This is a genomic window from Flavobacteriaceae bacterium, assembly GCA_014075215.1.
Lineage (GTDB): Bacteria > Bacteroidota > Bacteroidia > Flavobacteriales > Flavobacteriaceae > Polaribacter.
In genome coordinates this window covers 3,941,431-3,954,110 of the sequence record CP046177.1, presented here as the reverse complement: position 1 = coordinate 3,954,110, position 12,680 = coordinate 3,941,431, and the positions used below count along the sequence as shown (strand labels likewise).

10 protein-coding genes are annotated in these 12,680 nt (G+C 36.1%); 9 read left to right on the top strand and 1 reads right to left on the bottom strand.

The features are described 5' to 3' along the window. The first annotated feature begins 12 nt into the window (after positions 1–12). The 8 genes from GKR88_19650 (at position 13) to ftsZ (ending at position 10,468) form a co-directional block, all read left to right on the top strand. Positions 13–1,239, top strand: coding sequence for a phospho-N-acetylmuramoyl-pentapeptide-transferase (locus GKR88_19650; protein QMU66278.1), 1,227 nt, complete (start codon positions 13–15; stop codon positions 1,237–1,239). Positions 1,240–1,312: 73 nt separating this feature from the next. Beyond that, a complete protein-coding gene (gene murD / locus GKR88_19645) occupies positions 1,313–2,647 on the top strand; it encodes a UDP-N-acetylmuramoyl-L-alanine--D-glutamate ligase (protein ID QMU66277.1) in 1,335 nt (444 codons plus the stop codon). 165 nt (positions 2,648–2,812) lie between these two features. Then, the gene (locus tag GKR88_19640) at positions 2,813–4,000 is read left to right on the top strand and encodes a cell division protein FtsW (GenBank protein QMU66276.1); all 1,188 of its coding nucleotides are present in this window, start codon (positions 2,813–2,815) and stop codon (positions 3,998–4,000) included. 28 nt (positions 4,001–4,028) lie between these two features. Next, positions 4,029–5,132, top strand: coding sequence for an undecaprenyldiphospho-muramoylpentapeptide beta-N-acetylglucosaminyltransferase (murG, locus tag GKR88_19635; GenBank protein ID QMU66275.1), 1,104 nt, complete (start codon positions 4,029–4,031; stop codon positions 5,130–5,132). A gap of 31 nt (positions 5,133–5,163) precedes the next feature. After that, on the top strand, positions 5,164–6,513 hold the full coding sequence (locus tag GKR88_19630) for a UDP-N-acetylmuramate--L-alanine ligase (GenBank protein QMU66274.1): 1,350 nt from the start codon (positions 5,164–5,166) through the stop codon (positions 6,511–6,513). Then, positions 6,510–7,235 (top strand): cell division protein FtsQ, encoded by a 726-nt coding sequence (locus tag GKR88_19625; protein ID QMU66273.1) that lies wholly within the window; start codon positions 6,510–6,512, stop codon positions 7,233–7,235. Before GKR88_19630 ends, GKR88_19625 begins: the two co-directional genes overlap by 4 nt. Positions 7,236–7,242: 7 nt before the next feature. Beyond that, positions 7,243–8,550: a cell division protein FtsA gene (gene ftsA / locus GKR88_19620; protein ID QMU66272.1), complete on the top strand. Its 1,308-nt coding sequence runs from the start codon at positions 7,243–7,245 to the stop codon at positions 8,548–8,550. 34 nt (positions 8,551–8,584) lie between these two features. Further along, a complete protein-coding gene (gene ftsZ, locus GKR88_19615) occupies positions 8,585–10,468 on the top strand; it encodes a cell division protein FtsZ (GenBank protein QMU66271.1) in 1,884 nt (627 codons plus the stop codon). 80 nt (positions 10,469–10,548) lie between these two features. Here ftsZ and GKR88_19610 read toward each other — a convergent pair whose 3' ends face one another. After that, entirely contained in the window at positions 10,549–11,694 is a 1,146-nt protein-coding gene (locus GKR88_19610; protein ID QMU66791.1) for an aminotransferase class I/II-fold pyridoxal phosphate-dependent enzyme, read from the bottom strand. Positions 11,695–11,915: 221 nt separating this feature from the next. Between GKR88_19610 and rsmG the strand changes: the two genes are divergently transcribed. Then, entirely contained in the window at positions 11,916–12,530 is a 615-nt protein-coding gene (gene rsmG / locus GKR88_19605; protein QMU66270.1) for a 16S rRNA (guanine(527)-N(7))-methyltransferase RsmG, read from the top strand. The last annotated feature ends 150 nt before the right edge of the window (positions 12,531–12,680 follow it).

Here is a 12,680-nt window from a genome sequence, read left to right as displayed (position 1 = left end):
AAAAACCCGTAAATGCTCTATTACCTATTCGAATATTTAGAAAATCAATTTCACTTTCCCGGGGCAGGACTATTTCGATACATTACGTTCCGCGCTGCCATGGCATTTATCATATCGCTGTTGTTTTCATCTGTTTTTGGAAAGAAGATCATTCGGATACTACGGGAAAAACAGGTAGGAGAAACCGTACGGGATTTAGGTTTGGAAGGTCAAAAACAAAAAGCAGGAACCCCGACTATGGGAGGAATTATGATCATTCTGGCAACTCTGATACCGGTTGTATTGCTGTGTAAATTAGACAATATTTACGTTATTATCTTACTAATTACTAAGGTTTGGATGGGCTTTATCGGGTTTTTAGATGACTATATTAAAGTATTTAAAAAAGACAAAAGCGGATTAAAAGGAAAATTTAAAGTACTGGGTCAGGTAGGTCTGAGTTTAATTGTCGGATGCATGCTCTATTTTCATGAAGAAGTTACCATTAAAGAGCAATTACCGGAAGATCAACAAATAGCACAAACCGATGGGAGAAAAATAGCATTTGGAGAAGCCCGCAAATCCACAAAAACCACCGTTCCGTTTTTTAAGAACAATGAGCTGGATTATGCCAAAGCACTCACTGTCTTTGGAAAGGATTTTGAAAAATACGGATGGATTGTTTTTATTGCAATTACTATTTTTATTGTAACCGGAATTTCTAACGGTGCAAACCTGACAGATGGAATAGACGGCCTTGCAGCTGGTTCTTCGGCAATTATTGTTGTCTCTCTGGCAGTTTTTGCATGGATATCCGGAAATATCATTTTCGCAGATTATCTGGATATAATGTATATCCCGAATTCGGGAGAAATAACAGTATACATATTTGCTTTTGCAGGAGCTTTGATAGGCTTTTTATGGTATAATACCTATCCTGCTCAAATATTTATGGGCGATACGGGTAGTCTGGCCATAGGTGGGGTGATAGCAGTCATTGCCATTGCTATCAGAAAAGAATTATTACTACCCATTTTGGCAGGCATATTTATCATAGAAAACCTGTCGGTAATATTACAGATATCCTATTTTAAATACACTAAAAAGAAATTGGGAGTCGGGCGACGTATTTTTAAAATGTCGCCCATTCACCATCATTTTCAAAAGTCCGGGTACCACGAAAGCAAAATTGTTGTCCGCTTTTGGATTATAGGAATCCTGTTAGCCGTATTTTCAATTGTAACATTAAAATTGAGATAAGATATAATGTATGGAACAAAAACCCGTAAATAAAAAATGAAAAACAGAATTCAAAATAAATAACAATTATCAAATGAAAAGACTGGTAATTCTCGGTGGAGGTGAAAGTGGAGTAGGAACCGCAGTTTTAGCAAAGAAACAAGGATATGATGTGTTTGTTTCCGATAAAAATGCGATTGCCGGTCATTATAAAAAAGTACTGTTACATCATAAGGTCGATTTTGAAGAACATCAACATACCGAAGCAAAAATACTACATGCCGATATGGTGATGAAAAGTCCCGGTATTCCGGAAAAGGTAACTATAGTTCAGCAATTAAATACTCATCAAATACCTGTGGTATCGGAAATTGAATTTGCTGCAACATACACAAATGCCATGCTGATAGGTATTACGGGATCGAATGGAAAAACAACTACTACCTTATTAACACATCATATTTTAAAAGAAGCCGGAATTCATACAGGTATTGCAGGAAATATTGGAAATAGTTTTGCCATGCAGGTAGCACAAAACGCTTACGAGAACTACGTAATAGAACTCAGTAGCTTTCAGTTAGACGGAATCCGGAAATTCAAGCCCCATATAGCTGTCATTACCAATATTACACCTGATCATCTGGAGCGATATGAATATGATTTTAACAAATATGTAGCATCCAAATTCAGAATTACGGAAAACCAAACATCGATAGATTTTTTGATTTATGATGCAGACGACATGACTATTGATCAGTGGCTAAAAAAACATAAGATCAATGCCCGGTTAGTACCTTTTTCACTGGAAAAAGAAATAGAGTACGGAGCATTTTTAAAAAATAATAATATACAAATAAAACTAAATACAGAAGAATTTACCATGAGTATTGCTACACTAACATTACAAGGAAAACATAATATTAAAAATACAATGGCCTCTGCTTTAGTAGCAAAATTGTTAAAGGTTAGAAATCACGATTTGAGAGAAAGTCTCTCGAATTTTGAAGGAGTGGAACACCGATTAGAGCATGTACAAAAAGTAAATGAAGTACAATTCATTAACGATTCAAAGGCGACTAATATCAACGCTGCGTTTTATGCTTTGGAATGCGTGAATACACCTACTGTCTGGATTGTTGGTGGAGTAGATAAAGGAAATGATTATGATGATTTGCTGCCTTTGGTAAGAGAGAAAGTAAAGGCAATTGTATGCTTAGGTACGGAAAATGAGAAAATTTTAAAATCTTTCAGTGATGTAACTGACATGATTGTTGAAACAGTGAGTGCGGAAGAAGCAGTAAAGGTAGCCTACAAAATAGCACAAAAAGGAGATACGGTATTGCTATCTCCGGCTTGTGCAAGTTTTGATTTATTTGAGAATTATGAAGATCGAGGAAGGCAATTTAAAAATGCAGTCAGGAATTTATAAAGCAGTTGAAAGTTAGAAAGTTTCAAGTTCTTTCGATTTTTTTATAACACTAGGGGATAACATTGTTTTCTGAGAAAAATAAAAGTTAACATCATAGAAACAGGGTAATATTATAGAAAGATAAAGAGCATTTAAGACTCCCTACGTTATAGGTGATAAGAATAAATGAAAACGATTTTTAAACATATAAAAGGAGATAGAACCATTTGGGCCATTGTAGCTGTACTGGCCATTTTTTCTTTTATGCCTATATACAGTGCGAGTATCAATTTGGTATATGTGGTGGGGTCGGGTTCAACTCTCGGTTATTTGATAAAACATATCGTATTACTAATGATAGGGGTTTTAATCAGTTACCTTATTCATAAAATTCCCTATCGCTATTTTAGCGGGGGCTCGGTCATTATGTTACCTGTAGTTTTTATATTATTGATCTATACATTACTGCAAGGAACTACTATTGGAGGGGTATATGCAAGCAGGTGGATTCGTATTCCGTTTATAGGCATCGGTTTTCAGACTTCTACATTAGCAGGTGTGGTACTGATGACATACGTAGCCAGATATCTGGCAAAAAATAAGGGAAAAACAATTATTTTCAGGCAAAGTTTATGGCAACTGTGGTTGCCCGTAGGGCTGATATTCATACTTATTTTACCGGCAAATTTTTCTACTACGACAATTATTTTTTGTATGATCATTGTAGTCTCTTTTATCGGAGGATATCCGTTAAAATATATTGCATATATTCTCGGAGCCGGCACTATAGGATTATTGCTTTTTATGCTGGTTGCAAAGGCATTTCCGGACGCAATGCCCGACAGGTTACAAACCTGGGAAAATAGAATTGAAAACTTTTTTAAGCCTGAAGGTGCTGAAAATTATCAAGTAGAAAAAGCCAAAATAGCAATAGCAACAGGAGGCATTTTCGGGAAAGGTCCCGGCAAAAGTATACAAAAGAACTTTTTGCCTCAGTCTTCTTCGGATTTTATTTATGCCATTATTGTTGAAGAATACGGTTTGTTGGGAGCACTGCTAATTGCTTTTGTATATTTTTTATTGCTCTTCAGGATTCTTATTACCGTTAAAAAAGCCAATACCATTTTTGGTTCTTTACTAGTTATTGGATTGGGTTTGCCTATTGTTTTTCAGGCCTGTATTAATATGGCGGTAGCTTCAAATATACTACCGGTAACAGGACAAACACTCCCCTTAATTAGTAGCGGAGGAACCTCTATTTGGATGACATGCGTAGCATTAGGAATGATTTTAAGCGTAAGTGCTTCCAAAAATGAAACGGAGGTATCTATTTTAGATGATAACCCATTAGATATTTTACACGAAACATTATAGCTCCAAAAAAATTATAAAGGAAGTAGATATGAAACCATTGATGAAAATACTCATAAGCGGAGGAGGTACGGGAGGGCATATTTACCCGGCATTGGCCATTGCCAATGAATTAAAAGACAGATATCCGGATGTCGCTGTTCTTTTTGTGGGCGCAAAAGGTAAAATGGAAATGGAAAAAGTACCCGAAGCAGGATATGAAATAAAAGGACTTTGGATAGATGGATGGCAGCGAAGATTAACGCTAAAAAATATAGGATTTCCGTTTAAACTTATCTACAGTTTGTTTAAAGCAAATAATATCATCAATCAATTTAAACCGGATATCGTCATTGGCACAGGAGGATATGCAAGTGCTCCTGCACTGATGATGGCGGTAAGAAAAAGAATTCCGACTTTACTGCAAGAACAGAACTCTTATCCCGGAATAGTCAATAAAATTCTAAGTAAAAGAGCACAAAAAATTTGTGTGGCGTATGACCATCTGGAACGGTTTTTCCCTGCAGCCAAAATTATTAAAACAGGCAACCCTGTTAGAGCGGGGCTATTAAAGGTATATAAAGAAAAGAAAAGAAAAGAAGCGAACACCTTTTTTAATGTCAAAAAAAAGAAAATAACCTTGTTAGTATTGGGAGGAAGTTTAGGTGCCGGAAGAATAAATCAGTTAATGGATAAAAACCTGTCCTTGTTTAAAGAATTAAACATACAATTGATTTGGCAATGCGGGAAGCTGTATTTTGAAGCATATAAAAAACACAGCGAATGGGAAAACGTACAAGTACATTCTTTTTTAGATCGGATGGATTTGGCTTATGCTGCAGCAGATATTATAATCTCCAGGGCAGGCGCTATTTCGGTTTCGGAATTTTGTATTGTCGGGAAACCGGTCATATTTATTCCATCACCTAATGTAGCAGAAGATCATCAGACAAAAAATGCCAAAGCCATTTCAGACAAGCATGCGGCTATTTTGTTAAAAGAAAGTGAATTAGATACCTTTCCTATTGTTTTTGAAACCTTATTAAAAGATAAAGGAAAACAGGAAAATTTAAGCGAAAATATAACTGCATTGGCCTTGCCGGATGCAACATATAAAATTGTAAACGAAGTTGAAAAATTAATAAACAGGCAATGACTTTAATTTGAAATGAAGTGGTATACAAAAAATGAATTTTAAAAAGATACAACATATTTATTTCATAGGAATCGGAGGAATAGGAATGAGTTCTTTGGTCAGATATTTTGCTTTAAATGGAAAAAATATAGCAGGCTATGATAAAACTCCTTCTACTATTACCGAGGAGTTAACATCTTTGGGAATTGACATTCATTTTGAAGATGCTATACATCGCATTCCGGCTTCATTTCTGAATAAAAAAGAAACGTTGGTCGTATATACACCGGCAATCCCTGAAAATCATACGGAATATAATTATTTTGTCGGCGAAGGATTTACCGTTTTAAAAAGAGCAGAAATACTAGGAGAAATCACCAAAAAAACATACTGTTTGGCAGTTGCCGGAACACATGGTAAAACAACGACATCAGCCATTTTAGGACATATCATGCATGCTGAAAATGCCACTTCTTTTTTAGGTGGGATTGCAGAAAACTACCGGTCAAATTTAATTGCGGGAGGAGATAAAATATCAGTGGTGGAAGCGGATGAGTTCGATAGATCTTTTTTGCAGCTCTCTCCGGATATAGCCTGCATAACCTCTATAGATGCCGACCATTTGGATATTTATGAAGGGCACGATGCTTTAAAACAATCTTTTAAAGAATTTGCAAATAAGGTTACCAAACAACTCGTCATTGCAAAACAACTGGAAGATATGGATAGTTTGACATATGCCATAGAAGCAAAGGCAGACTACGTGGCATTAAATGTAACTACTAAGAACGGTGCATATCAATTTGATATACAAACACCGAATACAACAATTAAGAACGTGACATTTCAACTTCCGGGAAGGCACAATATCATGAATGCGCTTGCTGCAGTTGCAATGGCAGATGTATATGGAATTTCCGTCGACATTATCAAAAGAAGATTAGCATCTTTTAAGGGAGTGCAAAGGCGATTTTCATACAAAATAAAAACAGATGATTTGGTGTTAATAGATGATTATGCACATCATCCTACAGAGATAACAGCAGTGGAAAGTGCAGTTAGAGAAATGTATCCGGAAGATAAAATTTTAGCAGTTTTTCAACCGCATTTGTTTAGCAGAACGCGAGATTTTGGAGCTGATTTTGCAGCGAGTTTATCGTTGTTTGACGAACTCTTGCTATTGGATATTTATCCGGCAAGGGAAAAGCCGATTGAAGGTATTACATCCGGCTGGTTATTAGATAAAGTTACACTTCGTGATAAAAAGTTAACAACAAAAACTGCTATCGTAAAAGACATTTCCGATGCTCAGGCAAAAATAATACTCATGCTGGGAGCAGGAGATATTAGCACACTGGTGGAAAAAGTAAAAAACCAACTTTCCAAAACCATACTGTTATGAAGCTAAAGAAGATGTTGAAATACATACTGTTATTTGATTTGATTATCGCTCTGGGATTACTATACGGTTTTACAAAACATAAGAATTACAGTAAAAAAATTCATAAAATTCATATTTCTTTTAAAGAAGAAGGAAACTATTTTTTAACAGATACTATGGTTAATAAATTGTTAATACAAAATAAACTTCATGTTAAAAACCAAGCAAAATCTATGATAGATTTGTATCAGTTAGAAGAGACGGTTCTGGCAAACCCTTTTATAGAAAAAGCAGTGGTTTTTTTATCGGCTCGAAATGTTTTAAATGTACAGATAAAACAGAGAGAGGCGATAGCAAGGGTGATGAATGCCAATAAACCTTATTATATTGATAAACAAGGTGTAAAACTTCCTGTTTCATTACATTACTCTGCCAGAGTGCCTGTAGTTTTTGGTGTAAAAACACCCGCAGATTTAGAAGAAGTGTACCGGTTTTTAAAAGAAATTAATAAAGATGATTTTCTAAAAAATGAAGTGGTAGGAATTCATAAAACAAACAAAAAAGAATTTGAAATTCGAGTACGTAGCGGAGATTATATAATTGTTTTTGGTAAATGTGAGCGGTTGAAGCAAAAATTTTTCAATTTAAAAGCGTTTTATAGCAAAGCATTTTTAGAAGATAAAATGAAAACATATAAAACCATAAATTTAACATATCACAATCAGGTGGTGTGCACAAAATAAAATCAAAATGGAAAACAACAAAATAGCTGTTGGTTTGGATATTGGAACTACTAAAATTGTTGCCATGATTGGTAAAAAAAATGAATATGGAAAATTAGAGATTTCAGGTATTGGAAAAGCGAAGAGCTTAGGAGTAAAAAGAGGCGTTGTCAGTAATATTACACAAACGATTCAGTCCATACAGCAGGCTGTAGAAGAATCCGAAAGTATTTCCGGACATAAAGTAGAAAATGTGGTAGTAGGCATAGCAGGCCAGCATATCAGGAGCTTGCACCATAGCGATTATATTACAAGGGCTAACGCAGATGAAGTTATTGATGAAAATGATATTGACAATCTTGTAAATCAGGTACACAAACTGGTAATGCTACCCGGAGAAGAGATCATTCATGTACTCCCGCAAGAATATAAAGTAGACAACCAGGCAGATATTAAAGAACCCATTGGAATGTACGGAGGTAGGCTGGAAGCTAATTTCCATGTAGTGGTAGGGGAGGTATCGTCCATTAGAAACATAGGACGCTGTGTAAAGAGTGCAGGATTGGAATTATCTGATATTACCCTGGAACCATTAGCATCGGCAGCGGCAGTATTAAGTCAGGAAGAAAAGGAAGCAGGAGTTGCCTTGATTGACATAGGCGGAGGGACTACGGATTTGGCCATTTTTAAAGATGGTATTATCCGTCATACGGCAGTCATACCGTTTGGAGGAAACGTTATTACGGAAGATATTAAAGAAGGATGCTCCATCATAGAAAAACAAGCTGAGTTGTTGAAAATTAAATTTGGCTCTGCATGGCCGGGAGAGAATAAAGAAACCGAAATTGTCTCTATTCCCGGATTAAGAGGAAGGGAACCAAAAGAAATTACACTAAAAAACTTATCTAAAATAATACATGCAAGAGTACAGGAGATCATAGAACATGTTTATCTGGAAATTAAGAATTACGGGCATGAAACCACCAAGGGGAAACTCATTGCCGGAATTGTGTTAACAGGCGGGGGATCTCAGTTAAAACATCTACGCCAGTTAGTAGAATACATTACCGGAATGGATGCCAGAATAGGGTATCCCAATGAGCATTTGGCCGGCGAATCCGATGAAATGTTATCTAGTCCGTCCTATGCCACAGCAGTAGGGCTCTTAATGGAAGGCTTGGAAAAAACACCGGATGAAGATCAGGAAATGATCGTTTCCGAAGGAGCCGTAAATACTGAAGAAGTTGCAGTAGAAGAAAAACCAAAAACGAAGAAAAAATCATTTTTTGAAAAGTTTGCAGACGGACTTAAAGATTTTTTAGACAACGCAGAATAAAACAAATTAGATATAAATACCATAAAAAGTTATTATGAGTGCAGAATTTGATAACATTTTATTTGACATGCCAAAATCACAATCTAACAGCATTAAGGTAATTGGCGTTGGCGGCGGAGGCAGCAATGCCGTAAATTACATGTTTGAGCAACATATCAGGGGGGTAGATTTTGTCATCTGTAATACGGATGCACAGGCCCTGGAGAATAGCCCTATTCCTAATAAAATTCAATTAGGAGCCAATCTAACCGCCGGATTAGGAGCAGGAGCCAATCCCGAAGTAGGAGAACAAGCAGCTAAAGAAAGCATTATAGAAGTTCAGCAAATGTTGAATACCCAGACCAAAATGGTATTCATTACGGCAGGAATGGGAGGCGGTACGGGAACCGGAGCCGCTCCTATTATTGCAAAGATTGCCAAGGATATGGATATTTTAACAGTGGGAATTGTTACGATGCCATTTCAGTTTGAAGGAAGAATGCGCTCAAAACAAGCCCAATTAGGAATCGATTCACTCCGTACAAACGTGGATTCCCTAATAGTAATTAATAATAATAAGCTAAGAGAAGTCTATGGAAATTTAGGTTTTAAAGCAGGTTTCTCTAAGGCAGATGAAGTATTATCTACGGCTGCCAGAGGGATTGCTGAAGTAATCACGCATCATTATAAACAAAATATTGACTTGCACGATGCAAAAACAGTGCTGTCTAACAGTGGAACCGCTATTATGGGATCTGCTAAAGAATCCGGTGTTAACAGGGCTAAAAATGCTATTACAAAAGCATTGGACTCCCCATTATTAAACGATAATAAGATCACAGGGGCTAAAAATGTATTACTATTAATAGTATCCGGATCAGATGAGGTAACGCTGGATGAAATAGGAGAAATCAATGATTTTATTCAGGCAGAAGCAGGTTATGATACTAATATCATTATGGGTATCGGAGAAGATGAAGCATTGGAAGAAGCTATTTCCATTACGGTAGTTGCTACGGGTTTTGCAGCCGACCAGCAAAGTAATATTGCTAATGTTGAAGCAAAAAAAATCATTCATACATTAGAGGAAGACCAAAAGGCAACATACGATTTTTCTGAAAAAACGGTACTAAAAAGCACTGCTATAGATGAACCCATATGTACACCGTCAGAAAAAATTGTACATGTATTGGAAGGTGAAATTGAAGAAGAAAAAGCAGCTATTATTCCTGCTTCTAAGCTGATTAAAAATATGGATGTGGTTTATGAAGAAATTTCTGTGGAACAAGTTCCCGAAGATGATTTCATTATTACAGAAATGCCTGTAAATATGGAAGATACAACTTCGGATATATCTGAAACCATTACAAAAGAACCACAACCATTACAGACAGATTTAGTATTTGACTTTCCGGTACATGCTGATGAAAAGATAAAACCGGTAGAGGCAGCACATACTGATACAACCGATACCATCTTAAATATGGAAGTCAATGACCCCGTTGAAATTACAACAGAAGAAAAAAGATATGTATTGGAAGATTTTGACGCTACTCCAACTATTACTAAAAGTTCAACTCTTTTTGAAAAAGATGAAATGGTTGAAAAAGAATTACAGTTTGAACTAAAAACCACCAAACCTCCAATTGAAATAGAAACAGAAAGTGAGAGCGTCTCTCCTTTGAGCCTGACGATTTCGGAATTACAGGACAGGGCTGAAGAACGCCGACAAAAAATGAAAGGATTTAATTATAAGTTTACCGATAAAGTAAATAAAAGCATTGATGAAATTGAGCGTCAGCCGGCATATAAAAGATTAGGAGTAAATCTGGACGGAACAAATATAGCAATTAGTAAATCCAAAACAGCTATGCAGAAAGACGATGACACTATTCAATTGAAATCTAACAATTCGTTCTTACATGACAATGTAGATTAATGAGCATAAAAGCAGGTTTTTTAGTGTTTTAGATTTCGCCTGTGAGTGAAGAACTTTTAAACAATTAAACTTTTAAACAATTAAACGGTATCGGTATCATTCACCACTTTTTTAATACTAGCAATGGCCTTCTGTAAATTTTCTACGGAGGCAGCGTAAGACAACCGGATACAATCAGGAGCTCCAAAAGCATCCCCGGTAACGGTTGCTACATTGGCTTTTTCTAATACATATAAAGAAAAATCGGTAGCATTACGGATGGCTACTCCGTTTAGTGTTTTACCAAAGAAATCAGAAACATCCGGAAAAATATAAAAAGCTCCTTCGGGAACATTGAGCGTAAACCCGTCAATTTGACTTAATAAATCCAGTACCATGTCCCGGCGAGATTTAAATTCATCTACCATGTACTGTATATTGGAAACCGGCGCCAGAACAGCAGTAATGGCAGCTCTCTGTGCAATACAGTTTGCTCCCGATGTGATTTGACCTTGCATTTTATTACACGCTTTGGCAATCCATTGCGGAGCACCGATATACCCGATTCGCCATCCGGTCATAGCAAAAGCTTTAGCCAATCCATTTACAGTAATGGTACGATCATACATACTTTCAATATTGGCAAAGCTAAAAGGTTTTGTGCCATAATTGATATGCTCGTAAATCTCATCGGAAAGGATATAAATTTGAGGATGCTTCTCTAAAACTTCGGCCAGAGCACGGTATTCACTTTCGGAATAGATCGTTCCGCTAGGATTATTGGGAGAGTTAAAGAAAACCATCTTTGTTTTTGGCGTAATCGCATTTTCTAACTGCTCGGGAGTAATTTTAAAATCAGTAGCGATAGAAGACGGAACCTCTACATATTTGGCCTCACACAAAGTAGCAATGGCAGCATAGCTTACCCAATAAGGAGCAGGCAATAACACTTCATCTCCGGGATTTAACAATACCTGAGCCACATTTGCAATAGATTGCTTAGCTCCTGTGGAAACTACTACTTGCCCGGGCGTATATACTAAATCATTATCTCTCTTAAATTTCACACAAATAGCCTCTTTCAATTCCAAATAACCATCTACCGGAGTATACGAATTATAGTTCTGGTTGATAGCCTCAATGGCAGCATCTTTTATGAAATCCGGAGTATTAAAATCAGGTTCGCCCAAACTCAAACTAATAATATCTTTTCCTGCTGCCCTTAGCTCTCTTGCCTTTGCAGCCATCGCCAATGTTTGAGAAACAGGTAAGCTATTAATTCTGTCAGATAAAAGGTGCTCCATTTCGATAAGTTGAGTTATTTTTCTTGTTTTGCAAAGAAAGTAATAATTATGGCATTAGAGAAAGATAAAAGCGAAGAATTTACTATGTCAAATCATTAGAAAGAATGATTCATTTAAAGAAAAGAATTGATAGGTTTACTTACTTTTGTACAGCATCCTTATTTATGGAAATTATAACAAAATACTTTAGAGCCCTTACCGGTATTCAAATCGAACAGTTTTTGAAATTACAAGAGTTGTATAAAGATTGGAACCTGAAGATTAATGTAGTCTCCAGGAAAGATATAGATGAATTATACATACGTCATGTATTGCACTCTTTAGGTGTCGCTAAAATCATAACATTTTTGCCGGATGCTAAAATATTGGATGTGGGTACCGGAGGTGGATTCCCCGGGATTCCCCTGGCTATTTTATTTCCGAAAACTCACTTCCATTTGGTAGACAGTATTGGTAAAAAAATCAAAGTTGTAAATGAAGTTGTCACAGGGCTGGGATTACAAAATGTAAAAACAACACATGGAAGAGTGGAAGAGGTAGCAGATACCTACGATTTTATTGTTAGCAGAGCCGTAGCACAAATGGAAACATTTGTTCGATGGACTAAAAACAAAATACATAAAAAACAACGCCATAACCTTAAAAATGGGATATTATATTTAAAAGGAGGCGATCTGTCAGAAGAATTACGAGATTTTCCCAAAGCGACCATTTATGAACTTTCTGACTATTTTTCGGAAGATTTCTTTAAAACTAAAAAAGTAGTACATATCCTTTAAAATATAGAACCCGTTGTGCATTTTGAACTAAAAAGTAAATTTAAACGTCAATTCGAGTGATTTTGAGCTACGAAAAATCGTATCGAGAACATATTTAGAGCAAAAATTCTATTCTCGATATAAATTTTTCTCATTTTCAATCGAAAAATT

What these genes read in the sequence shown, in the direction of transcription:
- ftsZ (QMU66271.1), top strand. Translation starts at nt 8,585, where the DNA reads ATGAGTGCAGAATTTGATAACATTTTATTTGACATGCCAAAATCACAA.
- GKR88_19650 (QMU66278.1), top strand. Translation starts at nt 13, where the DNA reads ATGCTCTATTACCTATTCGAATATTTAGAAAATCAATTTCACTTTCCC.
- rsmG (QMU66270.1), top strand. Translation starts at nt 11,916, where the DNA reads ATGGAAATTATAACAAAATACTTTAGAGCCCTTACCGGTATTCAAATC.
- murG (QMU66275.1), top strand. Translation starts at nt 4,029, where the DNA reads ATGAAACCATTGATGAAAATACTCATAAGCGGAGGAGGTACGGGAGGG.
- GKR88_19625 (QMU66273.1), top strand. Translation starts at nt 6,510, where the DNA reads ATGAAGCTAAAGAAGATGTTGAAATACATACTGTTATTTGATTTGATT.
- GKR88_19640 (QMU66276.1), top strand. Translation starts at nt 2,813, where the DNA reads ATGAAAACGATTTTTAAACATATAAAAGGAGATAGAACCATTTGGGCC.
- GKR88_19610 (QMU66791.1), bottom strand. Translation starts at nt 11,694, where the DNA reads ATGGCTGCAAAGGCAAGAGAGCTAAGGGCAGCAGGAAAAGATATTATT.
- ftsA (QMU66272.1), top strand. Translation starts at nt 7,243, where the DNA reads ATGGAAAACAACAAAATAGCTGTTGGTTTGGATATTGGAACTACTAAA.
- GKR88_19630 (QMU66274.1), top strand. Translation starts at nt 5,164, where the DNA reads ATGAATTTTAAAAAGATACAACATATTTATTTCATAGGAATCGGAGGA.
- murD (QMU66277.1), top strand. Translation starts at nt 1,313, where the DNA reads ATGAAAAGACTGGTAATTCTCGGTGGAGGTGAAAGTGGAGTAGGAACC.